The sequence below is a fragment of the Anabaena cylindrica UHCC 0172 genome, from assembly GCF_034931625.1.
GTDB classification, from domain to species: domain Bacteria; phylum Cyanobacteriota; class Cyanobacteriia; order Cyanobacteriales; family Nostocaceae; genus Anabaena; species Anabaena cylindrica_A.
In genome coordinates this window covers 1-26,358 of record NZ_JAYGGY010000108.1, presented here as the reverse complement: position 1 = coordinate 26,358, position 26,358 = coordinate 1, and the positions used below count along the sequence as shown (strand labels likewise).

Here is a 26,358-nt window from a genome sequence, read left to right as displayed (position 1 = left end):
AACCAGGTTGAAATTTCAAATAATCCCTATTAGGGATTGAAACAGGTATACCAGGAAATATACCCCAAGGTTTTATTGCCAGGTTGAAATTTCAAATAATCCCTAATAGGGATTGAAACTTAGTCCCTCTTGAATTAAGCTTGGTTTTAATCCAGTGCAGAGTTGAAATTTCAAATAATCCCTATTAGGGATTGAAACAAAATCTAGGCAATTTTAAAATTTGATTCGCTAAAAGTTGAAATTTCAAATAATCCCTATTAGGGATTGAAACAATTGCAAGCATCCATTTCGGCAATAATGGCAGCGTCGTTGAAATTTCAAATAATCCCTATTAGGGATTGAAACGCGATTATTTATGGCGGCGCGTACCCTTGCCGGTTGAAATTTCAAATAATCCCTATTAACTCAAGTTGCTAGTTATCTAGTTGAGAACGGTAATGGGTCATTGGTCATTGGTCATTAGTGAATAATTTTCTGTTTTAATCCTGTAAATCCTTAAATCCTGGATATCCTGATTCAGACATTTTCCCTAACTAGCAACTTACGTTATTAGGGATTAAAACAACACCTAATTACGAATAGGGAAAACTTTAAAAGGTTGAAATTTCAAGCATTTTAGCTTTAAAAGCTATACTACAAACTAGGTAAAGCCAAATTATTATTTGCCAGAAAATCCTCAATAATTTTTTGGAGTTGTTCGCGGTTAATTTTCCCTTGTCTATTTCTGGGTAAGTTGGCGACGGAAATCCAATGTTTAGGAATTTTGAATTTACTAAGTTGATTTTTGAGTTGGGTTTGAATTTCTAAAATAGAAGTATTTGGGTTTTTAGGAATATAAATAGCTGTTAATGCTTGTCCCCAATGTTGATCAGGTATACCAATTATACAAACATCAATAACCAAGTTGGTTTTTCTAATCGCTGATTCAATTTCTGCTGGATAAATGTTTTCGCCACCTGTAATTATTTTATCGCTACTACGTCCGATAATATGTAAATAGCCTTGAGAATCTAAAAAACCAATATCATCTACTGAAAAATTATCTATATTTTTCCAAAGTTGTGGATAGTAACCTAAAGCTAAAGATTTAGCTTGAATATTGATATTTCTTGTTTGATTACAAATTGTTACTTTGGCATGGGGAAGAATTTTTCCACTGTTAATTTTTCCATTTAAAAAATCATCAGGTTTAAGTGTGGCAATTTGAGAAGCTGTTTCTGTCATTCCATAAGTAGGTGCTAACCTAATATTATGAAATCTCGCTTTTTCTAAAAGTTCATCCCATGCTGGCGCACCTCCTAAAAGTACTGTATTAAATTGAGATAGCCACTGGGTTAATTGGGGATTTTGTAGCAAGCGTTGTAACTGAGTTGGAACTAAAGATATAAAAAAATCTGAAGGATTAATATTCGGTATTTGAAAATATTCAACTTTTTTAAATGAGGTAATAACTAATTTACTGCTAGTGGTAAAACTTCTCATAAATTGCATTAATCCACTAACATGATATAGTGGTAATACACAAAAAGAATTAATTGCCTCTAATTGAAAATATTCTGTAAATCCTTGTACAGATGCTGTTAATGTTTCCCAAGTATGAATAGCAAATTTAATCTTTCCTGATGAACCACCAGTAGGAATCATAATAGCATTGGTAATTGGTAATTGGTAATTGGTAATTGGTGGTTGTAAACTAATATTATCCAGCCCCCAAACTATATCTGGTTGTACTAAATCAAAAACTTGTTCCCATTCATTTTTTCCCCAATCAGGATTGCACAGAAAAACTGGACATTTGGCTGCACAAGCGGCGATAAAACTGGCTAAAAATCGCACTGATTCACGTTCAGCTATGATGATTTTAGGTGATGTTTTATTCGTCGATAATTGAGTTAATTCTAAATATAATTCTGTCGCTATCTGCTGGAATTCTTGGCTATGATCACATATTAGCCAATCATGATTTTTGATTTTTTGTAAATAATCTAAAGGTTTTTCCATAGACTTTGAAGCCAGTTTTCTGGTTGTTGTGTAAAAAAGTGGTTGATTCCAAAACCTACTGCGCGATTATTTCTAGATAATTTTGCTGCTAATTGCAGTGCAGCTTGTCTACTAATTTCAGTTTCCAAAACAGATGAAAAAACTAGATCAATTTCATGTTCTTGGCAGAATTTTCTTAACTGTGATGGTGAACCAATTATACCTGGTTTAATCACAAAAATACTTTGCCAACCTTGTTGATAGCAATATTCTAATTGTTGTAAGGTAGCTACAGATTCATCTAAAGCGATTTTGGTAGAATATAAATTGCTTAATTCTAACATTTCTATAAATTGATTTATAGGTAATGGTTGTTCGATAAATTCAATTTTAGTTTGCAGATTTTCGCAAGTTTTTAACCATAATTTAGCTTCTTTATAGCTGAGTCCACCATTAGCATCTAAACGCAATTTAGCTGAATTTGGTAAGTTTTGAATGAGTGAATTAAAAATATTTAATTCTGTAGCTATTTCATCAACACCAATTTTCCATTTAAATGTTGTATATCCCTGTTCCCATAAAATCTGCCATTGTTTTAAAGCGGCTTCTCCTGCTGGTAATAAGCCGCTATAGGTAAGATTTTTGATAGATGTTAATTCATTATTTTTTCCTAAATTTTGTAGTGCTGATTCAAAACCAAATTGACAAGCTGGTAAGTTATTGGGAATAGAAAAAATTAGTTCTTGTGTAATTTCTGTTGGTAGTTGGCTACAAAAATCTAAAGCTTGTTCTATGGTTTCAGAACCAAACCAACTAATGGGAGAAATTTCCCCCCAACTAACTCTACCTTTAACATCAACAAGGCGAAGAATAATGCTTTCACGGATTTCCCAAATTCCATGACTGGTAATTACAGGATGAATAAATTTTTGCTTAAAGGGACGAAAAGAAAATTGATAATTCATTAACCAGTTACAAATCCTATACCTAAAAGCAAGCAACTTAAAAAATGAACTTTAACAGCGATGAATTTACAATTATTTACTTTATCTGGTTGGTTATGATTTTCTAAGACGTGACTACATAATTTGTAGGCGTAGGGTAAACTTAGGAAACTTAGTAATGTCCAAATAGGGAAAATATTCAAGATAACAAACAGCAAAGTAAAGGGATAAATACTAGCAGTGAACCAAACTAATACTTTTGCACCTGTTTCTGTACCTAAGCGCACTATAGGAGATTTCTTGCCGGCGGCTATGTCATCCTTAACTTGGTGAAAGTGTGAGCAAAATAATACTAAGCTGGTGGCAATACCGACAATCGCTGAAGCTGCTAAATTGGTGATAGACCAGGTTTGAGTTTGACTATAGTATGCTGCTGTCATGCCTAATGGTCCGAAGGCGAAAAAGCAGAGAATTTCGCCTAAACCCTGGTATCCTAGACGAAAGGGAGGTCCTTGGTACATATAGCCCAAAGCGCAGCATAGCAGAATGATACCAATTACAGTCGGATCTTGTTGCCAAAGTGCGATCGCAATTATCCCCAGCAAACCAGAACCTAAACACAGATTTCCCAACCAAAACATTAACTGCTTGTTACCAGTCAAATTTACCAGCGAGTGATGTTTATTTTGATCAATCCCTGTTTCCGCATCAAAAACATCATTACTGATATTTTCCCAAGCCAGAATTAAAATCGCCGCAGTCATAAAAACCGCAAATATTACCCCATTAAAAACTTTAGTTTCTGCAAATGCTACCGCTGAACCTACCCATATAGGCATAATAGCAACACTATACATTGGCGGTTTAATCGCCGCCAGCCATAATTTATTTTTAGGGATTGAAATTTGATTTTGAGTCATTAGTCGTAATAAGTTAAATTCCTGAAAATTGACTTATAGCATGGAAGAGAGAACAGCAGTAAAATCAGTTTTGTATTTGCCTTTGTAAATAAATCTTCTACTTCATTTAACGGCTATACGCTGTATAAGTTAGATTTTATAGTTTTGTGAGATATTTAACGCTGGTGAATTCCCAAAAAATGCTACTTTTGTGATCACTGGTTTACTTCGAGGTAATAAAACTTGACTTTAAAATCTTGCAGTCATAAATAGGATAAATTCTGGGAAACCCCAGAAACAACCTAAAATGGCGCTGGTTAATGGTCACTGAATATGCTACCTATAGAAATACGACCATAACTTATTACACTTTAGGAAGATAACTTAAAAAAAATTAACTTACACATCCATGACAATTTCACCATGTCGTAACCGTTTTTTTGTAGATTATAAAGATTTGCATCAATTGCTGTTAGCAGTTCAAGAAAAGTGCTGCGAAAATCATACCCAGCAAATTGTGAGTATTTCTCTGGAAATTGACTTAATTGATCCTTTGGTTTTATTAGATAAATTTGCCCAAGCAAATACATTAAATTTTTATTTTGAAAATAAAAGTAAAGGAGAAGCAATTGCAGCTATTGATTCTATAACCAAATTAAACATTTCCGGTGCAGAAAGATTTAATCAAGCCGAAAATTTTATCAAAAATTGTCGAAAAAATATTATTAGTTTTGGGAATATTCTTCAAGGTTTTGCAGGTTCCCACTTTTTTTGTTCCTTCAGTTTTTTTGATCAGCATAATCAAGCAGATTACCCTTTTCCATCTGCTACTATTTTTCTACCTAGATTACAAGTCGCCGTCAAAAATGGATCTTGTGTTTTAGTAATGAATACTGTAATTAATGCCGATGTCAATATTCAAACAATTTTACAGGAATTAAAAAACAAAATTCAATGTCTTCAATCTTTAAAAAAACCTAATATTGAAATTATTCCAGCTAAATTCATTAAAGAAAATATTATAAATTCAGACAATTTTAAATATTCCGTATTATCAGCTTTAGAAAAAATTAAATCTAATCATTTAATCAAAATTGTTTTAGCAGATGCCTTAGATGTTAAATCATATAATCCTTTCAATTTATTTAAATCTTTAAATAATCTCCGACAGTTACATCCTAATTGTTATGTTTTTTCAACCAGCAATGGCAAAGGACAAAATTTTATTGGTGCGAGTCCAGAACGCTTAATTAGCATTCAAAATCAACAATTAATTACTGATGCTTTAGCCGGTTCTGCACCCAGAGGTAAAACTCCTAGAGAAGATGCAGAAAATGCGAATAGATTAATTAATAGTACCAAAGAAAAACATGAACATAAACTAGTACTCGACTTTATTACTCAACGTTTATCACAACTAGGGCTATTTCCGCAAATTCTCTCCCCACGTCTACGACAATTATCAAATATTCAGCATTTATGGACACCAATTAGTGCTGTAGTTCCTGCTAATGTCCACCCCTTAAAAATTGTCGGACAATTACATCCTACACCAGCAGTAGCAGGTGCATCTAGAGATGTGGCCTGTGCAGAAATTCGCCGTTATGAAAGTTTTGAAAGAGGTTTATATGCGGCACCTTTGGGTTGGGTAGATGGTTCAGGTAATTGTGAGTTTATTGTGGGGATTCGTTCAGCATTAATAGATGGCGATCGCGCTAGACTATATGCAGGTGCTGGTATCGTCGCTGGTTCTGATCCTGATAAAGAATTTGCTGAGGTACAACTTAAGCTGCAAGCATTACTCAAAGCATTAGTTTAAACTACTGCCCGTAAAACAATGTAGAGAGTTTATATATAAAATCTCTACATTTCTAAATTAGACTAACGAATAGTTTCCTCATTAGTCTCTAACCAGCTAATTAAATCAGCCTGAGTAGTAAAATCTAAAAACGCTTCTGCTAAACTTTCTAATTTAGCGGTAGATAGCTGATTAATTCTCTGTTCTATTTCCGGAACAACAACACCAAAACGACGAGATAATAGACGGAGAATTAACACCACCTCTCCTTCTTGTTTTCCTTCCTGCTTTCCCTCCTGCTTTCCAAGTTGGAGTCCTTTTTGAAGTCCTTTTTGGAGAATATCTTGATAAATCACAGATTCTTGCATAATTTCCTCTCGAAATAGTTGTCGAATTACATCTTTTTCAAACCGCAAACCAGCTAGAAGTTGTACACAAGCCGAGATATTAACCTGTTCCTGCCTTTCTTTGATCATATCTAACTGGACTGCAACTTGTTCTAACAAAGTATTAGGTGAGTCGCTTTTTGCCAATGTTGCTAGTGGCAAAAGTCCAGGATTTGCCAACAGTGGTGCAGGATCTTGTTCCCACATACGAATCACTCTATACTTATGTCGGGTTTTGGTGTCTACATATTCTGTAGTAAATACAATTTCGGAATTACTAGGTTGCAGAAAAATAATTACCTGCTCAATTGGACATCAGTATTGGCGTTTCAATCTGGTATAATAATCTAACATCCTAAAGTCTATTGGTGGTTTAGATTTAGGTGAAGTTTGAAATTCAAGATGCAGAATTTCCTGGGAAACTTGCAGGAATGTGACAGAATCAGCACGAATTGGATCGAGACTGAGTTCGGTTTTTAGTACCTCTATATCTGAACTTTCAGATGATAGTAACCATCTAGCAAATTCATGAGGGTACTGTTCGGCTAAATATTTGCAGCTATTGTCGTAAACCAAGGTAAGAAAGATTGGGTGAGAAGTTACAGTGTCATAGGGATTTAGCAGTGCTAAACCCTTACTTATGCAATCAAACGATTAAGGATTTTTGAAAAAATTAATTTTTTAACCGTTTTGATGATGACCATAATTAATGTTATTCCAAATCACGATGAATAAATGATTTAGCAATTGCACCTGTGTAATTATCCACAATATGACCATTACCAGTCATTTTATATTTATAAGTTATCAAACCTTCTAAACCAACTGGGCCGCGAGGTGGCATTTGTTGAGTACTAATTCCCACTTCTGCACCAAAACCATAACGGAAACCATCTGCAAAGCGGGTAGAACAATTATGATAAACTCCCGCTGCATTTACTAAGGCTTGAAATGTTTCTGCTGTTGTTATATCTTCAGTAATAATTGCTTCTGTGTGACGAGAACCATAATTACCAATATGTGATATGGCATCTTCTAAAGAATCGACAATTTTAATTGATAAAATCAAATCGCTGTATTCTGTTTCCCAATCTGTTTCTGTGGCATTACCAATATTCGGTAAAATTGCCAAAGTCCTTTCATCACCTCTTAATTCTACATTTTGTGCTACTAAAGCTTCTGCAACTTGAGGGAGAAATTCTGAAGCAATGCTGCTGTGAACTAGTAAAGTTTCAATGGCATTACAAGCAGCGGGATATTGAGTTTTAGAATCAACAGTAATACTAATTGCTTTATTGATATCTGCCAATTTATCTACATAAAGATGACAAATTCCATCTGCATGACCAAGTACAGGAATGCGGGTATTGTCTTGGACGAATCTAACGAAAGAATTAGAACCTCTGGGAATGATTAAATCTACATATTTATCTAATTTTAAAAGTTCTAATATTTCTTCTCTGGTTGTTAACAATTGTACTGCATCTGGATTAACAGCGGTGTGAGACAAACCTTGTTTAATGGCTTTAACTATTGCGTCACAGGAACGTAAAGCTTCTTTTCCACCTTTGAGAATTACACCGTTACCTGATTTAATTGCTAAAGAGACAATTTGAATTGCGGCTTCGGGACGGGCTTCAAAAATGATTCCTAATACACCCAAAGGACAAGTAATGCGTTTGAGAATTAAGCCAGTGTCGATTTCGCGGTGAATTTGCACCTTACCGACAGGATCATCTAATTTACCAACATCTCGCACACCTGCGATCGCATCCCTTAATTTATGTTCATCCAATTGCAACCGTTTATAAAGGGGTTTGGCGATTCCCTCCGCTACAGCAGCTTGACAATCAGCCACATTAGCTGCCAATATTTCCTCCCTAGCTGATTCTAAAGCCAGAGCGATCGCTTCAATAGCCTGATTTTTGTCCGCAGTCGAAAGAAGTCCCAGCTTACTAGCCGCTTGACGGGTTTGCTGGGCTATCTGAATTAACGAAAAAGTACTCTGCACAGTAGTCATATCAAAAATAAATTCACATCATGATCACAATCTTAATGTTAGTCATTGGTCATTGGTCATTGGTCATTGGTCATTGGTCATTAGTTATTAGTCATTAATTCCTGTAACTCCTAGACTTCTGACTTCTGAACTCCTGAACTTCTGACTTCTGACTTCTGACTTCTGAACTTCTGACTTCTGAACTCCTGAACTCCTGAACTCCTGAACTCCTGAACTTCTGACTCCTGACTCCTGAATTCCTGCCTCCTTTTCTTTAACTTTTGCGACATTAAGATGACGAATACTGGATCTATTGAGTATTCATGGAATAAAATATCACCCTTTTTAACAGGGATATCATAAATGTCATTGCAATCAGGGTTAGATGCCTTTCAACAAGGGCAATATCAAGAAACAATTTATCTCCTAGAGGAATTTTCCCAAAACTCCCTAGAACTCAACTCTCCAGACTATCTAACAGCCCAAATGTGGCTGATGAAAGCTTATCAAAAAACAGATGATATCGAACAAGCGACAATTCTGTGGCAAAAGTTAATCAATAGCGATAACCCACAGGTGCGAGAATGGGCAGAACAAGACCGACCATTTTTTTCCTCAGCCACCCAGTCTAGCTTCCAAAAAGCGGGACGTGCAGCCACCGTGGGAGTGAACTTGGCAATGGGAGGAGTAGGTGGGAGTTTAGCCCTAGCATCTGGTGTCACCATAGCCTTATTATTTGGGATGGTGTTTGCCTTAGGTTTAAGCGTAGTATTAATCGCCACTAGTAGTGATCCTGTAACTGGACTAGCGATCGCAATCGGTATTACTTTAATATTCAATCTAGCAGCCTTTTTCTTCTCACCCTTCCTCATGGACTTAAGCCAAAGTTGGCTTTATAAAACTCGTTGGGTGAACTTAGCAGACATCGAAAACCTCAGTCCCGAAACAGGGAAAATTCTTCGCCAAGTCTGTCAGGAAAAAAATATCACCACCCCCAGACTGGGAATCATCGACGACCAAAACCCCACCGCTTTTACATACGGTTCCTTACCTAACAGCGCCCGGTTAGTCGTCAGCCAAGGACTTTTCACCTACTTAGACGACGACGAAGTTGCTACCGTCTACGCCCACGAACTAGGGCATATAGTCCACTGGGACTTTGCCGTCATGACCGTAGCTTCCACCTTAGTGCAGATTTGCTACCTAGTTTACAGCACAGCCAGAAGATTTACTCGTGGTGGTGGCGACAACAAAATTAAAGATGCTTTAGAAACTGCTGGTTTCGTTGCTTACATCTTTTACGTCATCGGTACTTATCTGCTGTTATATCTTTCTCGTACCAGAGAATATTTTGCAGACCACTTTGCAGCCGAAACCACAGGGAACCCCAACGGACTCTCCCGCGCCCTAGTTAAAATTGCCTATGGCATCGTCGAAGAAGGTTCACGCGCCCAAGAACCCAGCCGTTTAATCGAAGGAACTCGCGCTTTAGGCATTTATGACCACAAAGCCGCAACCACAACTGGTACAGCTTACCGCATCTCCTCCGACCCGCAAAAAATTGGTCGCGTCTTTTTATGGGATATGTTCAACCCTTGGGGTTGGTGGATGGAATTAAACTCAACTCATCCCCTCACAGGTAAACGAGTCCGCGCCCTTAGCACCTATGCCGAACAACTAGGTTTACCAACCGAATTTGACATGGGAAGAGTCATGGGTGAAGGTAAAACCCTGAATAAGAAAAAGCTTTACGGCAACTTCTTCCTAGATATTGTCTTATATGGTGCAGAAGCGATCGGTTTATTCCTTGGCTTATTTATCGGTGTGTTAATGTTGTCAACTTCCAACAACCCTGGCTTATTATTGGGTACGCCATTTATTGGTTTAGGAATCGGCATATTAATCAAAGCCTTTGTCATGTTCCCCGACTACAGCAAAGCTATCCCCACAGATATTCTCACCTTAATGTCAGATCCCTATGCCAGTCCTTTGCGGGGACAACCAGCCAAATTACAAGGGGAATTAATTGGTCGTGGTGACTCTGGTTATAAATTTGGTTCTGACTTGAAACTCCAAGACCCCAGCGGAATGCTTTATTTACATTACGCCTCACGTTTTGGTCCCATTGGTAATTTCTTGTTTGGCATGAAACGAGTACAAACCTTAATTGGTCAACAAGTTGGTACTACTGGTTGGTTCCGTCGGGGCGTTATGCCTTGGATGGATTTAATTCAACTAGAAGGCGAAAATGGCACAATTGTCAACAGTTATCACCGTTTCTGGTCATTTATACTCAGTGGTGGATCAATTATCCTAGGAGTGGTATTGATTGGATTTCTGAACGGCAAATAATTTCAAATAATTTGCTGTCAAAGCATTTCTGATTTATCCAAGCTGTGTTTTTTCTTATTCCCTACGACTACCGTAGGGATTTCTCTTGTTATACTGCAAACGGGTCAAACTTGGACTTATGTCATACTGACCGTAACGTAGTGCAGGGAAGTATCTCGGAGATTCTTCACTTCGTACCCTGCGGGAAGCAAGCTACAGAATGACACTTTTAACCCGTTTTTAGTATAGTTTCATAGATGAAAGAATCTCAAAAGCAGAGTACAAGAGTACAAGGTAAGCTGGAAACATTCAGACAGCCAAAACTGAAACATTAATGCAAGGATTCAGGATACAGAATATTTGATATAGCAGTGAACAGGATACAGAAGAGAAAAATATTCTTCTTTCTCCTGACTCCTGACTCCTGACTCCTGACTCCTGAATTCTTACACATTAATGGTAGCAATTTTCCTGATGTCAGCCGAGTAATGCTGAAACAGCAAATAAAGAACTTCAGAGTTTTTTATGAAAAAAAATACTATTTCTCGGTTCTGTAGTTATACCTTGATTGGCATCATATCTTTCACATCTATTTTGGGTACAACTACATCTGCGTTTCCTCAAGTAGTCAAAGCTTCCCTTATTAAGCCAACTTCTTCAGTAGAGGCTACTCTAATCTGGCCTACTCACGGGATTGTTTCTCAAGGTTTCCGTAAATATCAACATGAAGGAATTGATATTGCTGGAGCAACTGGAACTCCTATTTTCGCTGCTGCATCTGGTACGGTTATTAAAGCTGGTTGGGATGATTGGGGTTTAGGCAATTTTATCGAAATTAAGCATCCTGATCATAGTGTGACAGTATATGGTCATAATCGTCGTTTGTTGGTCAGTAAGGGTCAACAAGTTAATCAAGGCCAAATAATTGCAGAAATGGGATCTACCGGTAATAGTACAGCGCCTCATTTACACTTTGAATTTCATCCAGACAATCGTTTATCAGTTGATCCTCTGCACCTATTACCATCTTCAACTACAGCAAAAATACCATTAAAGAAACCAGTTTCGCCTTCACAACCAATTCTGACACCTGTGAGTAATGATAATAAATGCAGTGGTGTTACAGTTATAGCAGGTGAGACAGAAAAAATTCGTGTTCAAGTTTGTGAAGAAAAGGGTCAATTATTTTACATTGGACAATCAAAGCAAGATGCAAGTAAACCTGTGAAGGTAGTAGCTTGGAATGTTGGCGAAAATAGATATCGAGCAGATAATGGCACTTTTTCGTACTTAGTTAGCCCAGAAAAAGTAGAAGTATGGCGATATGGAAGTCCGATTCGCTCTGATAATTTTAATACTTCAGATCGCGTGGGTAATTGAAGCTACTGTCCAGTTCAGTAAGTTATGATTTCGTGAAAAATACCCTATGTGACAGTTGAAAGGGCGGAATATGCAGCCAAATTTTCTGCTGATTAAAGAGTATAAAATACATCTAGATTTAATGAATCTAGACAAACGCAAATTAAATCTCTGTAATAGCCAACCATTCACATCAAGGAGCAGGGCATCATGGAATATATGGCTTATTCATATATGTATATGGCGAATGAAGAGGAACCTGTAAATATTGAATTGAATATTCCCGAATTTCCAGTTAATTGGCAAAAATTACTGAAATCTTCTGCTTGGTTAACTTTAGCCGGTATAACTGTTTTGCTTGCGGCTGTATCCCAAGTTCAACAAGCTTCAGCAGAATATGCGAGAACTAATGGTAGTTGTTTATATATTCGTAGAGGTGCTAGTTCTGGTAATTCATCTGTAGCTTGTGTACCTAATGGGACAAACATTGGTAATACGGGAAATGTTAGAAATGGTTTTGCTCAAATCACTTCAGGACGCTACCAAGGATATTATGTTTCTGAAAGATGGATTAGTATGAATCGGGGGACATATTCTGATCGTCCTGGTCTTGGTGTTGGTGGTCGTGTTTTGTTAAGACGTGGCTCTAGAGGTGAAGCGGTGAGATCAGTTCAAAGAGCTTTAGGGATAAGAGTAGATGGTATCTATGGACCAAATACTGCTCAACAAGTCCGCAATTTTCAAAGAAGGAATGGTCTACGTGTAGATGGTGTGGTTGGGCCGGCAACTCGCAGCGCATTGGGTATTAGTTAGTAGGGATTGGGGATACCATGTTCGGTTGATTACTTAATCTATTCCCGAATAACCCCTCCCCACAAGTGCGAGGAGGGGTTTTGAGTTTTTATTTTTACCCCAAATAATCTTTCACTATTGCCAAAATGCGTTCTGAAGCATGACCATCACCAAAAGGATTGATTGCGTTAGCCATTGCTGTATAAGCTTCTTGGTTACTGAGTAAGTCAGTAGCAGCAGCAACAATACTCTTTGTTTCGGTTCCCACTAATTTAGCAGTACCTGCGGTAACGGCTTCTGGTCTTTCTGTGGTGTCTCTGAGAACGAGTACAGGTTTACCTAAACTGGGTGCTTCTTCTTGTAAACCACCTGAGTCTGTTAATAATAGGTGCGATCGCACTATTGCCCCTACTAATTCACCATAATCTAAAGGTTCTGTCAAGAATATGCGGGGATGATTACCTAACAGTTGCTGCAATGGTTCTCTAACTGTAGGATTTTTGTGTAAAGGCAATAATAAGGCTGTGTCAGGAAATTGATCTAAAATCTGTAAAAAGCTTTGTGCGATCGCTTGCAGTGGTTCTCCCCAATTCTCCCGGCGATGTACTGTTGCCAGTATAGTCCTATATTTATCCCAATTTAAACCCGGTATATCACAAGCAGGTTTAGTTGCAGCCACATTCAACAACGCATCAATTACCGTATTACCCGTCAGGTGAATTTTCCCCAACACTCCAGAAGCTTGCAAATTTTCCACCGCTAAAGAAGTCGGAGCAAAATGTAATTGCGTGATTTGCGAAATCAACCTTCTATTCGCTTCTTCTGGGTAAGGATTAAATAAATCATCAGTTCTTAATCCCGCTTCCACATGACCTACAGGGATTTTTTGATAAAAAGCTGCCAAAGCTGCCGCAAAAGCTGTTGTCGTGTCACCCTGGACTATAACTAAATCTAGCTTTTGTTCTCTAAATAACGCTTCTAAACCTTGTAAACTTTTACACGTAATATCATTCAGAGATTGTTTAGGCTGCATAATTTCTAAATTATGATCTGCCTTTAAGTTGAACAACTGCATCACCTGTGCAACCATTTCCCTATGCTGTCCAGTCAGAATTACCTGTACTTCCAAATCTGGACAACCTTGGAAAACCTGAATTACTGGTGCTAGTTTAATCGCTTCGGGACGAGTACCTAAAATAATGCCAACTTTTTTAGTCATTAGTCAATAGTTATTAGTTATTAGCTATTAGACAACTGACTGTAACCGTTTAGCAATGGTCAACTTTCTAAAATCTAAAATCTAAAAATAAATTGTTTGACAAACATGAAAAAACCCGGCTTAACCGGGCAGATGCACTGTTTGTCGAGTATAACAATGTTAACTATTTAAGTTCACAAGTTAAAGGACAAGCTGCAAAAACAGTAGTCTGCGCCTTGTCTTCCTCTCCATGCAGCCAACTTAACCATTTGACTTCATTGGGATGAATACCTTTAGCAGTCAGCACACCAGCCATTATCAATACTGCCATAACATTAAACATGATCAAACCACCTGCAACCAGCAAAACTGCACTAACTGGCATTACAGATTGCAACACAATTGATAACAGGCATCCAACTGTAGCCATTACAACAACTAATGGAAAACCCACAACGAGCAAACATACTGCTAATGTGAAAGTCCATATCAAAAAGCTTTTCATCATTAACAAGGAGTAGGTCTTCCTTTGATCAGAGCTTTGAGCCAAAACCATGATTTTTCCTCCCAAAAATTACACAATAAAGTTTAAAGTTTAGCTTCAGTTAATTCCCGCTGCTTGCGAGCTAACTGAATATATCCTAGTGAAATCCAGTATATAGAAACCTGATGGGAAGATGAGCATTTCTTTACTAAAGTTTACAGTTAATCTTTTGTAATTATGAATTGAAAGTCTAATTTACGTTTTAGTGGTCAGACCAGTTCCAGCATCTGCCTTCAGGAATAGACTCTCATGAATACAAGAATAAAATATTGATCCCCAAATCCTGATGACGATCAAGCTTAACATTTCTTATAAAAATTAGGATTGATTCTCATAATTCTCAGACAGGGCTGCAAAAATTATCTGCTGCTGATTTTGTTACTCAATTGGGTGCAAAAAGCTATACCTTGTCCAAATTGGCAAAAGCCTTGATTTATAGATTGGGTTGTGGAACGTGAACGTTCGCGAAGCGTGGCGTAAGCCATAACCCAACAAATGCGTTGGATTGCGCTGTCGTTTAACCCAACCTACAGAAAATGGACAAGGTATTGAAAAGGGCAGAAATTTCTCATATAACGCCGTGAAATATCTGTAATTCGCAATTTGAGTTTTATTAGACACAATGCATTGATCAAGTATTTGCGCGATAGTACTGAAGATTAACTGGTGTAAAACCAGGTTATATTGGTAAAAGAATTTGTATATAACCGATAACGCCTGAAACTAGCAGCAAAAAAACACAGATGAAGGTGGATAGCCTAAAACTTATTGTTGTGCCTAATTTCCTATCATCTGCCTATCTGCCTCAAGTGTTTAAACAGATGTAAGTATTTATTACTTTTGTGGAAATGACTTAATTAACAGATAGAAAATTGAAATTTTTTTGTATAAAACTCGAAAACATTCTCCGCCCCAAAAGCCCCAAAAGATTTATATGATGGAATCCCAATCCCGCAATCAACCACCACCACCACCACCAAATCACGAGCCTACACAAACAATGCAGATGTCAACACAGAGGAAGAGTAATTCCCCTGTTAGTCCACCACCACCACCTGCAACGGCTCAACGTCCACTAGCACCACCATCAATGCCACCTGCTCCACCTGCTACTCCTAAACAGTCTGCGGGATTAAGCTTGACGCAGTTGATTCAGGAAGCTTTTGATCAGGGATTTTCTGACGTTCACGTAGGTGTAGGTGAAATACCCCGTTTCCGTAACAAAGGAGAAATTCAAACAACGAATTATCCAGAAGTTGATAAACCTACTTTTATCAATTGGTTACGGGAGATCATGAGTGATGCAGAAATCCAAAACTTTCAAGACAATCTGGAATTTGACGGTGCAACACAGTACGAATTTGCCAGGGTACGGATTAATATTTTTGACTCTCTGCGAGGATATGCAATGGTGCTGCGGTTAATTCCGCTGAAAATATTATCTATGGATCAGTTGAGATTACCGCCAGTTTTTCGGGATATTTGCCACTATCACAAAGGTTTGATTTTGGTGACTGGGCCTACTGGTTCTGGTAAATCTACGACAATGGCGGCAATGGTTGACTACATCAACAGAGAGATGCCCAAGCACATTATCACCATTGAAGATCCAATTGAATTTGTTCATCAAAGTCGTAAGTCTTTAGTTAAGCAGCGGGAAGTGGGAATGCACACCCGCAAATTTGACAACGCCTTGAAAGCGGCTTTGCGAGAAGATCCAGATTTGATTCTAGTGGGGGAAATGCGGGATAAAGAAACTGTTAATACTGCCTTGAAAGCGGCTCAAACTGGTCACTTGGTAATGGGAACCTTGCACACCAATAGTGCGGTGAAAACCATTGAACGGATTCTCAATTTGTATGCTGGTGAAGAGCAGGATGCAATGCGGGTGGCGGTTTCGGAGTCTTTAGTGGCAATTATTGCTCAAGGTTTGTGCCGCACGACTGATGGCAAGCGGGCTGCTTTCCACGATATTCTGATTAACACTGAGGCTGTAAAAGAGTGGATTAAAGATGCTAAGTATGATGAAATTGGTGAATTGATGAAGCAAGCTAGTTTTGATGGCATGATTACCATGAATCAGGCTTTATTCAATCTCTACCAAGAAGGTCGTATTACTGAAGAAACTGCCATAGAAATGTCACCAACTCCAAATGAAATGATGCAATTCCTCCGAGGACGTGTATAAGGAGTACTGATTGCTGAGTACCGAGTACCGAGTACCGAGTATTGAGTGCTGAGTGCTGAGTATTGAGTGCTGAGTATTGAGTACCGAGTATTGAGTGGTTGGTTCGGGTTTCTGCTAATCACTTATTACTTTCTTGTTCTCATCCTCCCTAGTCCCCAGTTATCAAACACCTGTGACTAAGTTGACTAAAGATAAACTATCTACACCCCAGTTGTTTAAAGGTATTGCACTGTTTACACCTGGGGGAGATTTAATTTATTGTATTGATCCTGGCAAGCAGGGTCGATGGCATTTGCATTTGTGTGCGGCTTTGCAAGAAATTCTTGATTTATCAGAGCCGCCACATTTTTTGGTTCCTTGTTATACAGCAACTATTGATCATTGGTTAAATCCACGCACCCAACAAGTCCAGACTTTTGCGGAAGCGTATCCGGCGGTTATGCGTCATCAATCTGTGCTGAGGGCTATTTTTGGTACGGGGGATATAGTCTGGCAAACAGCCCCTTGGCAGGAAGGATTGTGCGATCGCATGGTGTTAACAACTTATCGCTCTGCATTTCCCCAACTATGGGAAGACCATGACTTGATTGTGCGCCTAGATCGTGCGGATATGGAACCACGATACCAGCAAAATATTTTTAACCCCAAACAGGAAAAACTCAACACTCAAGGCTATGTTTTGCGTTTGTTTGTAGCTGGTCATAGCGTCGCCACAGAACGTAGTTTAGGGAATTTACACCAATTATTAGAGCGATCGCTTGGTTATCCTTACACCCTCAAGGTAATTGATGTTCTCACCCATCCAGAACAAGCAGAAATCGATCAAGTTTCCGCCACTCCTACCCTAGTTAAAGTTTGGCCTCATCCCATTCGGCGCATTGTCGGCGAGTTAGATAATGTCGATAAACTCTTACAAATGTTAGGCGCAAAGGAAATATGAGCATGGTTTGTTTGGATAAATTATTTTTGGGAATTCCCTAACCAACAAAATTTACCGGAATAGCAACACAGGAATATGACTACCTCGCAGTATCTGTGCTGTCGTGCTACCAATAACTAAATGACGAATCCGGCTATGTCCATATGCTCCCATAATTAGTAAATTAATATTTTGGGATTCCACATAGCGGGCTATTTCCTGTTCTGGATTACCTTGGATAAGTTGACAGATGGGGGTAAAACCACCTGCTTTAGCTTGGTGTTCTGCCGTTTTCAAATATGCTTGTGCTGTTTCATCCCCTGGTTTTTTCGCCACAGTCAGCAGATGTAATTCTAACCCTTTAAAAACGGGTGAGGAAATTAAAAACTCTAATGCCTTTTGGCAACTCTTACCACCATCATCAGCTACAAGAATACGGTTAATCGGTTGATAATTCCGTGATGTCACAAAGCTGGGTTTACTACTAGAACGCAATATCCGTTCTACATTTGCACCTAAATGTCCTGAAGCAAACTCGGCATTTTCACCACGTTTACCTAATATCACTACATCAGCTTGTGCCTCAAATTCATGGAAACTATCGACCAAAAAACCAGTATGGTGAGTAAGTTTCACATCGCTGATTCCTTGTTTTGTGAAAAACTGTTCTGCGGCTTGCAGTGTCAGTTGCGCTTTGTGGTGGTTGATTTTAGCTTTTTCGTGTTCTAAATCTACTAACTTGTTGAGAAGTTCACGGGAAGCGTCGATACCTAAAGTGGCACTAAAATCTCCAGTGGAAACAGCTTTTTGAGCGCGAATATCACTGACATAAAGAACTTCAATAGAGGCTTGTAAACGTGGTGCTAACCAAGCAGCATATTGGTAGCTACTTTGAGAGAAGGATGAACCATCTGTGCAGAGAAGAATTCTTTTCATTATTGATGCCCTGTTTGCTAATTTAGTGTCCAGCTAAGTTGTCCAAACCAGTTGATTTGTCGTGAAGAGCTAATTTTTTTAGTAATGTAGCACTGGCTTCATTGAGTCCTAATAGGTCTACTTCTACACCATTGCGACGAAACTTAATCACGACCTTATCAATGGCTGTAACTGCGGCTTGATCCCAAATATGGGCATGAGTTAAATCAATTTTCACTGCATCCAAATCTTCCTGAAAATCAAACGCAGCGATAAATTCTTCTATTGATAAAAAGAATAATGGTCCTGAAACATTATATATGCGGTGATTTTGGTCGGAATTGGGAACTTTGTCAACAAATACGACTTTGGCAATTTTACGGGAAAAGAAGACTGTACTCATCACTATGCCCACAATAACTCCCATTGCCAAGTTGTGGGTCAGTACAGTAACGACAACTGTTGTTACCATCACGGCGGTTTCACTTCTAGGGACTAAATGTAAAGTTTTCAATGAAGTCCAACTAAAAGTACCGATAGAAACCATAATCATCACTGCTACTAGGGAAGCCATAGGAATTTGCTTTACCCAAGTTCCTAATGCCAGAATAAAAAACAGTAAGAAGACACCTGCAACTAAGGTAGAAAGACGGGTACGTCCACCAGATTTGATGTTAATTACTGATTGCCCAATCATGGCACAACCAGCCATTCCTCCAAAGAATCCAGTAATGATATTAGCAATTCCCTGTCCTTGCGCTTCTCTGTTTTTATCACTAGTAGTATCTGTCAGTTCGTCAACTAATGATGCTGTTAATAATGACTCTAGCAAACCCACAATTGATAAAGTGATGGCATAGGGAAAGATAATCTGGAGTGTTTCTAAGTTGAATGGTATTTGGGGAAGTTTGAAAAAGGGTAAAGTTGTGGGTAATTCACCCATATCACCTACAGTTGGGACATCAATTTTACCGATGATAGAAATGGCTGTCAGCACAATAATGGCAACTAAGGGCGAAGGTACGGCTTTGGTAAATCGCGGTAATATGTAAATGATGGCCAGACCACCAGCCAGCATTGGATATACTTGCCAAGGAACGTTGATGAGTTGTGGTAACTGCGCCATGAAGATGAGAATGGCTAGGGCATTGACAAAGCCAGTCATGACTGCACGGGGGACGTATTTGAGCTTATTACCTAATTTCAGTCGGGCAAAAATGATCTGGAAGATGCCCGTTAAAATTGTGGCTGCAAATAGATATTCTAGTCCGTGGTTTTTTACCAAAGTAATCATCAGTAGTGCCATTGCACCTGTAGCGGCTGAGATTAAACCTGGTCTTCCACCAACGAAAGCTGTGACGACAGCGATAATAAATGAGGCATATAGGCCAACTTTTGGATCTACACCTGCGATAATAGAGAATGCGATCGCTTCGGGAATGAGTGCTAAGGCGACTAGAGTTCCTGCTAATATGTCTGTTTTGACATTTGATAACCACTCTCGCTGCAAAACTATTGTATTCAAATCATCCTCCGCTTTGGTTCAATTTAGGAACTAAGAAATTATATAAAAATAAATTTCCTATTCCCGTTTTTTCTTTTGAAATTTTTACAGGCAAACTCAGCTTGATAATAGGTTTAACTCAATAACCATACATGAAAATTATCAATTTATAAAATGAGTTTGATATTATTAAAAATTCAACATAATTTCACATCACAGTCGTTCTCAATATGAAGATTTTCCCCTATGTTGAGATATTCCTAATGCTGACATAGACTCTATTTAAAAATAGCCATAATAACTTAAATTAGCTTATTTTTTTCAGTAGCAGTAGTTAATTTAATTAAGTTAGGCTATACTAAGTGCAGTGTTACTCAACAAATAAATATTTGGTTTGCAAATTTTTTGAACCCGGATTTAACCTAATGTCCTAATGTATTTACCGAAAACCACACCAGAAACTTGAAGCTTTAAATACCATCCTGATTTAATTTATAATAATCATTAGGGTGGATAGTTTCTTTGTGTAGTATTTATCACAAACATCTCTTGCATTAACATCTTACCTGAACTTTACTAATTACCATAGGTATAAAAATATTCAGCTTTAGCTAAACATCAATACCCCAGATAGTAATAACAATACACATTAATCTTCTTATTGGCAAGAAAAATAGGAAATCCGATGCAGAGAAGATAATTTTTCTCACAGATAAACACACTTTCCATTATTGAGCTTTTTCTCATGCTTGATAATAACAACAGTCGTTACTCTTACTACACATATAGCTATGTATTTCACTTGGTTAGACAGCAATAGTTGGTTGATAGAAATTGGCGGAAACCGGATACTACTTGACCCTTGGTTAATTGGTTCTTTAACTTTCAACAATTTGGATTGGTTATTTAAAGGTTATCGACTTCAAGACCGGCCAATACCAGAAAATATAGATTTGATTTTGCTATCTCAGGGTTTGGAAGATCATGCTCATCCACAAACTCTCAAACAGATTGACAAAAATATTCAGGTTGTTGCTTCTCCTAATGCAGCTAAAGTAGTAGAAAAATTGGGTTATACCCAAGTAACCACCCTCAATCATGGTGAAACCTTCGTCCTGAATAATCAATTAGAAATTAAAGCTATTCCTGGTTCTCCTATTGGACCAACTCTGGTGGAAAATGGTTATTTTATTAAAGAGTTAGCGAGTGGTTTATCTCTCTATTATGAACCTCATGGATATCATTCACCTCAACTTCAAGAACTAACACCAATTGATGTAGTTATTACACCAATAATTGATTTAGGATTACCTGTGCTGGGATCAATTATTAAAGGGATGAATAGCGCTTTAGAAGTTGCCAAATGGTTAAAACCTCAAATGATGCTACCGACAGCCGCTGGAGGAGATGTGTTATTTGAGGGATTGTTAGATAAATTTATCCAAACTGAGGGAAGTGTTGCAGAATTTCAGACATTGTTAGAGAAAGAAAATTTAAATACACGAGTAGTCTCACCTAAACCTGGTGAAAAGGTCGTTTTTAACTAATTTGTGCCGATTACCCCTTTGCTATCTACTGATATACTGGCATCAAGGGGTAATTTTCGATATTATATTTACTCAAGCCAGATTTTTGTATAAAATAAATCAAATCAAAGACCGCAGAACTATAATAAATGGATGGATTGGATTACTTTACTGCGATCGCTACAATCTGACTTTCTGCAAAGATTAAAATCTGGTTGTCTACTTCACTGTGAAGCTGAAGGTAAACATAGTGAACTAACTATCATCTCTGGTGAGCGATTAAAAGCATTGCGGGAATTTTGCTGGCTAATGGCGGAAAAATATAAGCGCACTTCCCCAGTTCGTGATGTTTTTATTAATAATCTCAAAGGTAAATTAGGTGAAGAAGTCGTCAAAGAACGTTTAGCTGATTTTATTACTGAAGTTGATTATGAAAAACGCTTTGGTGGTGATGGTAAAAGTGATTTTACTCTCACGACTTATCCCGATATTGGCGTAGAAGTCAAATCTCGTCATGGGAGTATTGATAAAGTTAGATGGACAGTTAGTTATGAAGAAGTTGAGAAAAACACGGTTATTGTTTGTATTTTGATTCAAGAAGAAGTCAATGAAGCTCAATCAGAATATCATCTTTTCTTAGCTGGCTTTCTCCCTACTAAAATGATTAAGTTGAAAACTGGTAAAATCTCTTTTGGGATCAATCAGTTGTTATATGGTGGTGGTTTATTATCTTATTTAGAACAGTCACAAAATTCTACTAATAAATCACCTATTAATCAAACTAGTACATCTAAAAATGAATTAATTAAATCTCATGTTTATTCATATTTAGATAAATATCCAGAACCAAACTCAACTCTTATTTATGAAAAATTAGGTGATGAATATTTCCAAAAAGGTGATTATGCAGCAGCAATTAATAACTACAATCAAGCATTACAACATCAACATCAGGATGCTGCTATTTATTATAAATTAGGTTCAATTTATCATCAATTAGGTGATTATAAAAAAGCAATTATAGATTACACTAAGGCAATTAATATTGATATTAATTATGGTCAAGCTTATAAAAAAAAAGGTTTGGCACATTATCAATTAGGTAATTATCAGACTGCAATTGAAGATTATAATCAAGCAATTAGAATTAATCCTGATGTTGCCGTTAATTACAGAAATCGTGCTGAAGCTCGTTCTCGCATTGGAGATCATCAAGGAGCAATTGAAGATTACAATCAGGCAATTAAAATTAATCCTCATGATGCTATTACTCAAAAAAATAGAGAAATTACTCGTTATCTCCTAGATGATAAACAGAAATTAATCCCAGAAATTAAGATTGCTCCTAATGACGCAGTTGCTTATAAAAACAGGGGTAATAATCGTTTAGAATTTGGAAATTATGAAGGAGCAATTGAAGATTATAATCAGGCAATTAAAATTAATCCTAATTATGCTGATGCCTATTATAATCGAGGTAATGCTCATTCTGATTTAGGAAACTACGAAGCAGCAATAGACGATTTTAGCAAAGTAATTAAAATTAAATCTAATTATACCGATGCTTATTATAATCGGGGTAATGCTCGGTTAATCATAAGAGATAAACAAGGTGCAATTGAGGATTTTCAGAAAGCAGCAGATTTATATTGGCAAGATGGAAAATTAGAAGAACATAAAGAAACGCAAGCTAGAATTTTAGATTTAGAAATAGAAAAATCATTAGATATTTTAAATTTCTAAGAAATAGTAAAATGTATTTTATTTAGTAAAATTGATTTTTTCATATGATTCTCACAACAAAAAATACTAGTGTGTTATCTGCATTATTTTTGCTGGCTGGTAGCAGTATTCATCCTAATTTTGCTCTATCATCTTTAGCAAATCAACCCCAAATGTTAGCACAGCAGCAGATTAACAGCAAAACTTCTCAACCACACCCAGTGTTTAAGTCGATTCTGCCTAAATTAAAGAAACAAAGTCAAATTAACATTTTATTACCTACGTATATTCCTGAATCAGATGAAGAAAATCCTCTTTACGCGATTATCAAAACTGCTACAAAAAATAAATACGAAATTCTACTAGGTTTTACCCCAGATTGTAATGGAGGAACAGCTTGTCGTTTCAGTATTATTACTGGTGAGACTTTAACTCGCAAAACGCCCAAATTGACTGGTAAGACTATATCTTTATCTAAAGGAATGTCGGGCTATTTTGTAGATTTTCAATGTGGTGCTAATTGCTCTGACGCTACTTTAACTTGGCGAAAAAAGGATGTGCAGTATAGGATTGGGTTAAAAGCAGGTAAGCAGGCTGATTTGGTAAAAATGGTAAAGTCAGTAATTGTACAGTAGTTTAAAAGCTAAACTTCATACAAACTATATATAGCAATATAGACAATGAAGTTGTAGTCTAATGTATAAAGTAATGATTTCTAGCTACCAAGTATCAAAGTATTTACAATTTTCAGCTTTATCAGCCGTATTAGCTGCTAATTTAGGAATAACAGCTATAAATGCTCCAGCTTTAGCCATAACTCCAGTTTCATCTGTTGGTAATAGTGTTACCTTTACTTGCAATGACACTGAAGCGACAATCAAAGCTAAAAATGGACCAAAAGTAACGGTTGGTAAAAACACAATCTACATTGGTTATCAGCAAGTATCATCTAATAACAAAGATCCACGCATCATCCGTTTTGATAATGGTGTGAAGAAATGGTGTCGTAGTGACTACGAAACAACTACTGATGATGGTAGTGGCTATGGATTAATTTGGGATGGAGGAAACACTTTGTATGGCGTTTTTTCCTCTACTGGCTCCCAGACAGGCAATGATTTTCGGCGCTTTGCTACTGGCCGTTGGCTATCCAGCTATGGTAGTGGTGGGGCTGCAAAAGTAGCAATTATAGCGCGGATTGACCCTGCAAATGGCAATGTCAATTATGCTACATTTTTATCTGCCAGAAAGACAAGTGATGGGAAAAGTAATACTTTAATTGTTAAGGGACTGTCATTGAATGGCACAAATTTAAATGTTCAGTCAGATTCCTGGTGGAGTCCCCGTCGTTCTAATAAAAGTTCTATGGCTTGTTCTGGTTCATCACCTTTTAAATACACAGCTGTATTCGCTGGAGATTTAAAAACTGTTAGTTTGGCTTCAGCCGTTGGTTGTACTTAATTAGGGTTTGCTGAAAATATTTTGTACTAGGGGAACACCAAAAAATAAATTACTCAGAATTTGTAGGGTGGGTTAAGCACAGCTTAACCCACCATTTTCTTACTAGCTCCATCTCGCGGGCAGGGCTGTTTCATTCGATAAGGTATGTATTTTGTCAATATGATTGGCAATAAATATCAGAGCAAAAGTCATAAATTGGTGACCATTTTGATGCCTAAGATTGAATGCCAAGCTTATTTTTCATCTTCTAGACTCTTGCATTTGCAAGCCTTTTAGGGAATGAAACAGCCCTGATCTCGCGGGTATGAGACCCGTTGTCACAACTGGTATCGCAGGGTTAATAACCGCCTTCTTCTTCGTATTCGGGCTGTCTTTCTTTCACCTTTTTGGGAATATTGACTGGTTTTGGTGCATCTTCCCAAGCATCACCTTCTACATCGTCATAATCGTCGTAATCGTCCGCGTATGCCTTGTTTTGGGGTTGGGGTGCGTATCTTGGTGGTGTTTGATACCTATCTGTACCTGATGCCTCACTCCAGTTATCTTCTTCGTCTTCTTCATATTGAATGGATTCGTAAGAACGCGCTTGCATAACACGACGTTGAGGACGTTCTTCTTCAATATAATCCTCACTCCATTCTTCCTCCCGCGCTATAGGTTCAGGAGTACGAACTTTTGGTCTGGGTGGCTGTAATGGCACTCCGCTAGGTAGTTGATTAGCTGGAGAAACTGTGCGGGGAGCAGAATAACCATATTCTTCTTCTGCGTCCCTTTCCCAAGGTGCTTTACCAATGCCCAGTCGTTCTAGGACACCAACTGTCAACTGGTTAACTCGTTCTTCAGCACCTTCAAAAACAATCAAGCGACTGGGTCCAGTGCTGACTATTTCATCTATAGAGATTTCATAGGTACTTAAAAACTGGTCAGGTATTTGGGGTACTCCCAAGGAAGCGATGACTATGGAGTAAATTTTGCCTGTTTCTCCATTGAATTTAAATCCCCTCACCTTACCCAATACTTCCCCAGTTTCGGTGATGACTTCCCAGTTCATCAAGTTGCTGAGGGCTTCTACTTCAATATCTTCAATCACATCTTCGTTATCAACTAAGATGACATCACCAATTTGGTTGATGCTATTGAGATACATATATCGTGGCAGACCAGAAATAGAGATCAGGCTGTCTCGTAAACCAAGAGCCACAACCTCTCGCTGATCAATATCAACCCAGACTTGACTGATGATGCCTAACCGCTTACCGTTGTCGCGGGTAATCACCTGGGTGTTTAATATGTCGGAACGCCTAATTACTTGTTCAGAGGTCATTCTATACCGAGTCCTGATCTCGAATCCGGTTTATGTATACACTATTTTTAACAGAAACTCAAGCTTTTATATTAACTCAAGTTGTTAATTATCTATTTTAGGCTGATTATGGGTAATTGGTAATGGGTAAAATCTTTATCTTTCCCCTGTTCCCTATTTTCTAACTGGAAGATTGTTGTAACTTCATACCCAAAACTTGAGTGTACGCTCCCCGTGCTTGAGTTACGCCAATTGTGAGTTCGACTGATTTTATCATCGGACGACGCAAACTCACCACAATAAACTGTGTTTGTTGTGTCTGTTGTTTAATCATTCTAGCTAATCGTTCGACGCTTGCCCTATCTAAAAACAGATTTACTTCGTCAAAGGCGTAGAATGGGCTTAGGTGAGGCTTAAGGGGGAAGGGGATGTCGATGTCTTTTTTTGTGGATGCTGATGTTGTGATAGCCCCAGATGCCATTAATCGGGTAAAATTGGATTTTGCTGAATATGCGAATAATTGAGAAAAAATGGGATAAGTAGGTGGGCATAAATATTTATCGTTGAGACAAGGCAGGAGGCAGAAGGCA

Annotated in this window: 20 protein-coding genes, 1 pseudogene and 1 CRISPR repeat array (1 of these 22 only partly in view); of the genes and pseudogenes, 10 read left to right on the top strand and 11 right to left on the bottom strand. The window is 37.8% G+C overall.

Annotation, left to right across the window (positions count from 1 at the left end; genetic code table 11):
- Window positions 1-345: a CRISPR direct-repeat array (repeat unit 37 nt; unit sequence GTTGAAATTTCAAATAATCCCTATTAGGGATTGAAAC); it reaches 1,630 nt to the left of the window's first position.
- Between the two features lie 288 nt (window positions 346-633).
- From VB713_RS24225 to menA, 3 genes are read right to left on the bottom strand one after another with little or no spacing between them, the layout of a single operon-like run.
- A complete protein-coding gene (locus VB713_RS24225) occupies window positions 634-2,001 on the bottom strand; it encodes a 2-succinylbenzoate--CoA ligase (RefSeq protein WP_323314057.1) in 1,368 nt (455 codons plus the stop codon).
- The gene (locus VB713_RS24220) at window positions 1,986-2,945 is read right to left on the bottom strand and encodes an o-succinylbenzoate synthase (RefSeq protein WP_323314056.1); all 960 of its coding nucleotides are present in this window, start codon (window positions 2,943-2,945) and stop codon (window positions 1,986-1,988) included. The genes VB713_RS24225 and VB713_RS24220 overlap by 16 nt, the downstream gene beginning before the upstream one ends.
- Window positions 2,945-3,844, bottom strand: a complete 900-nt coding sequence (menA, locus tag VB713_RS24215) for a 2-carboxy-1,4-naphthoquinone phytyltransferase (RefSeq protein ID WP_323314055.1) — start codon at window positions 3,842-3,844, stop codon at window positions 2,945-2,947. Before menA ends, VB713_RS24220 begins: the two co-directional genes overlap by 1 nt.
- Before the next feature lie 388 nt (window positions 3,845-4,232).
- Here menA and VB713_RS24210 point away from each other — a divergent pair, with 388 nt between their 5' ends.
- Window positions 4,233-5,642, top strand: coding sequence for an isochorismate synthase (locus tag VB713_RS24210; protein WP_323314054.1), 1,410 nt, complete (start codon window positions 4,233-4,235; stop codon window positions 5,640-5,642).
- Window positions 5,643-5,704: 62 nt separating this feature from the next.
- Here VB713_RS24210 and VB713_RS24205 read toward each other — a convergent pair.
- Window positions 5,705-6,583: pseudogene (locus VB713_RS24205) on the bottom strand (Rpn family recombination-promoting nuclease/putative transposase).
- Window positions 6,584-6,719: 136 nt separating this feature from the next.
- Window positions 6,720-8,027, bottom strand: a complete 1,308-nt coding sequence (locus VB713_RS24200) for a glutamate-5-semialdehyde dehydrogenase (protein ID WP_323314053.1) — start codon at window positions 8,025-8,027, stop codon at window positions 6,720-6,722.
- Window positions 8,028-8,369: 342 nt separating this feature from the next.
- On the opposite strand from VB713_RS24200, the gene VB713_RS24195 reads away from it, so the two are divergent.
- The 3 genes from VB713_RS24195 to VB713_RS24185 all read left to right on the top strand — a co-directional run bounded on the left by VB713_RS24195 (window position 8,370) and on the right by VB713_RS24185 (window position 12,509).
- A complete protein-coding gene (locus VB713_RS24195) occupies window positions 8,370-10,358 on the top strand; it encodes a zinc metalloprotease HtpX (RefSeq protein WP_323314052.1) in 1,989 nt (662 codons plus the stop codon).
- A 504-nt stretch (window positions 10,359-10,862) separates the two neighbouring features.
- A complete protein-coding gene (locus VB713_RS24190) occupies window positions 10,863-11,717 on the top strand; it encodes a M23 family metallopeptidase (protein ID WP_323314051.1) in 855 nt (284 codons plus the stop codon).
- A gap of 219 nt (window positions 11,718-11,936) precedes the next feature.
- Window positions 11,937-12,509: a peptidoglycan-binding domain-containing protein gene (locus VB713_RS24185; protein WP_323314050.1), complete on the top strand. Its 573-nt coding sequence runs from the start codon at window positions 11,937-11,939 to the stop codon at window positions 12,507-12,509.
- 94 nt (window positions 12,510-12,603) lie between these two features.
- Here VB713_RS24185 and wecB read toward each other — a convergent pair whose 3' ends face one another.
- Together wecB and VB713_RS24175 are read right to left on the bottom strand one after the other, a co-directional pair.
- Window positions 12,604-13,707, bottom strand: a complete 1,104-nt coding sequence (gene wecB, locus VB713_RS24180) for a non-hydrolyzing UDP-N-acetylglucosamine 2-epimerase (protein ID WP_323314049.1) — start codon at window positions 13,705-13,707, stop codon at window positions 12,604-12,606.
- Between the two features lie 163 nt (window positions 13,708-13,870).
- On the bottom strand, window positions 13,871-14,242 hold the full coding sequence (locus tag VB713_RS24175) for a hypothetical protein (protein WP_323314048.1): 372 nt from the start codon (window positions 14,240-14,242) through the stop codon (window positions 13,871-13,873).
- 922 nt (window positions 14,243-15,164) lie between these two features.
- Here VB713_RS24175 and VB713_RS24170 point away from each other — a divergent pair.
- Both VB713_RS24170 and VB713_RS24165 read left to right on the top strand, forming a co-directional pair.
- Window positions 15,165-16,418 carry a type IV pilus twitching motility protein PilT gene (locus VB713_RS24170; RefSeq protein WP_323314047.1) on the top strand — a complete coding sequence of 418 codons (1,254 nt, stop codon included), beginning with the start codon at window positions 15,165-15,167 and terminating at the stop codon, window positions 16,416-16,418.
- Window positions 16,419-16,590: 172 nt separating this feature from the next.
- Complete coding sequence (locus tag VB713_RS24165; protein ID WP_323314046.1) at window positions 16,591-17,358, top strand: circadian clock KaiB family protein; 768 nt, start codon at window positions 16,591-16,593, stop codon at window positions 17,356-17,358.
- Window positions 17,359-17,409: 51 nt separating this feature from the next.
- Here VB713_RS24165 and VB713_RS24160 read toward each other — a convergent pair whose 3' ends face one another.
- Together VB713_RS24160 and VB713_RS24155 are read right to left on the bottom strand one after the other, a co-directional pair.
- Entirely contained in the window at window positions 17,410-18,273 is an 864-nt protein-coding gene (locus VB713_RS24160; protein WP_323314045.1) for a universal stress protein, read from the bottom strand.
- Between the two features lie 22 nt (window positions 18,274-18,295).
- Window positions 18,296-19,777 (bottom strand): SulP family inorganic anion transporter, encoded by a 1,482-nt coding sequence (locus VB713_RS24155; protein ID WP_323314044.1) that lies wholly within the window; start codon window positions 19,775-19,777, stop codon window positions 18,296-18,298.
- Between the two features lie 770 nt (window positions 19,778-20,547).
- On the opposite strand from VB713_RS24155, the gene VB713_RS24150 reads away from it, so the two are divergent.
- The 4 genes from VB713_RS24150 to VB713_RS24135 all read left to right on the top strand — a co-directional run bounded on the left by VB713_RS24150 (window position 20,548) and on the right by VB713_RS24135 (window position 24,465).
- On the top strand, window positions 20,548-21,303 hold the full coding sequence (locus VB713_RS24150; protein ID WP_323314043.1) for an MBL fold metallo-hydrolase: 756 nt from the start codon (window positions 20,548-20,550) through the stop codon (window positions 21,301-21,303).
- Window positions 21,304-21,435: 132 nt separating this feature from the next.
- Window positions 21,436-23,025: a tetratricopeptide repeat protein gene (locus VB713_RS24145; protein ID WP_323314042.1), complete on the top strand. Its 1,590-nt coding sequence runs from the start codon at window positions 21,436-21,438 to the stop codon at window positions 23,023-23,025.
- 44 nt (window positions 23,026-23,069) lie between these two features.
- Window positions 23,070-23,639, top strand: a complete 570-nt coding sequence (locus VB713_RS24140) for a hypothetical protein (RefSeq protein ID WP_323314041.1) — start codon at window positions 23,070-23,072, stop codon at window positions 23,637-23,639.
- A 61-nt stretch (window positions 23,640-23,700) separates the two neighbouring features.
- The gene (locus VB713_RS24135) at window positions 23,701-24,465 is read left to right on the top strand and encodes a hypothetical protein (protein WP_323314040.1); all 765 of its coding nucleotides are present in this window, start codon (window positions 23,701-23,703) and stop codon (window positions 24,463-24,465) included.
- Between the two features lie 337 nt (window positions 24,466-24,802).
- Here VB713_RS24135 and VB713_RS24130 read toward each other — a convergent pair whose 3' ends face one another.
- Together VB713_RS24130 and VB713_RS24125 are read right to left on the bottom strand one after the other, a co-directional pair.
- Window positions 24,803-25,789 carry a PRC-barrel domain-containing protein gene (locus VB713_RS24130; RefSeq protein ID WP_323314039.1) on the bottom strand — a complete coding sequence of 329 codons (987 nt, stop codon included), beginning with the start codon at window positions 25,787-25,789 and terminating at the stop codon, window positions 24,803-24,805.
- A gap of 160 nt (window positions 25,790-25,949) precedes the next feature.
- Window positions 25,950-26,358 (bottom strand): hypothetical protein (locus VB713_RS24125; RefSeq protein WP_323314038.1); only part of this gene is annotated, 409 nt, incomplete at its 5' end.

What these genes read in the sequence shown, in the direction of transcription:
- VB713_RS24225 (WP_323314057.1), bottom strand. Translation starts at nt 2,001, where the DNA reads ATGGAAAAACCTTTAGATTATTTACAAAAAATCAAAAATCATGATTGG.
- VB713_RS24220 (WP_323314056.1), bottom strand. Translation starts at nt 2,945, where the DNA reads ATGAATTATCAATTTTCTTTTCGTCCCTTTAAGCAAAAATTTATTCAT.
- menA (WP_323314055.1), bottom strand. Translation starts at nt 3,844, where the DNA reads ATGACTCAAAATCAAATTTCAATCCCTAAAAATAAATTATGGCTGGCG.
- VB713_RS24210 (WP_323314054.1), top strand. Translation starts at nt 4,233, where the DNA reads ATGACAATTTCACCATGTCGTAACCGTTTTTTTGTAGATTATAAAGAT.
- VB713_RS24200 (WP_323314053.1), bottom strand. Translation starts at nt 8,027, where the DNA reads ATGACTACTGTGCAGAGTACTTTTTCGTTAATTCAGATAGCCCAGCAA.
- VB713_RS24195 (WP_323314052.1), top strand. Translation starts at nt 8,370, where the DNA reads ATGTCATTGCAATCAGGGTTAGATGCCTTTCAACAAGGGCAATATCAA.
- VB713_RS24190 (WP_323314051.1), top strand. Translation starts at nt 10,863, where the DNA reads ATGAAAAAAAATACTATTTCTCGGTTCTGTAGTTATACCTTGATTGGC.
- VB713_RS24185 (WP_323314050.1), top strand. Translation starts at nt 11,937, where the DNA reads ATGGCGAATGAAGAGGAACCTGTAAATATTGAATTGAATATTCCCGAA.
- wecB (WP_323314049.1), bottom strand. Translation starts at nt 13,707, where the DNA reads ATGACTAAAAAAGTTGGCATTATTTTAGGTACTCGTCCCGAAGCGATT.
- VB713_RS24175 (WP_323314048.1), bottom strand. Translation starts at nt 14,242, where the DNA reads ATGGTTTTGGCTCAAAGCTCTGATCAAAGGAAGACCTACTCCTTGTTA.
- VB713_RS24170 (WP_323314047.1), top strand. Translation starts at nt 15,165, where the DNA reads ATGATGGAATCCCAATCCCGCAATCAACCACCACCACCACCACCAAAT.
- VB713_RS24160 (WP_323314045.1), bottom strand. Translation starts at nt 18,273, where the DNA reads ATGAAAAGAATTCTTCTCTGCACAGATGGTTCATCCTTCTCTCAAAGT.
- VB713_RS24150 (WP_323314043.1), top strand. Translation starts at nt 20,548, where the DNA reads ATGTATTTCACTTGGTTAGACAGCAATAGTTGGTTGATAGAAATTGGC.
- VB713_RS24145 (WP_323314042.1), top strand. Translation starts at nt 21,436, where the DNA reads ATGGATTGGATTACTTTACTGCGATCGCTACAATCTGACTTTCTGCAA.
- VB713_RS24140 (WP_323314041.1), top strand. Translation starts at nt 23,070, where the DNA reads ATGATTCTCACAACAAAAAATACTAGTGTGTTATCTGCATTATTTTTG.
- VB713_RS24135 (WP_323314040.1), top strand. Translation starts at nt 23,701, where the DNA reads ATGTATAAAGTAATGATTTCTAGCTACCAAGTATCAAAGTATTTACAA.
- VB713_RS24130 (WP_323314039.1), bottom strand. Translation starts at nt 25,789, where the DNA reads ATGACCTCTGAACAAGTAATTAGGCGTTCCGACATATTAAACACCCAG.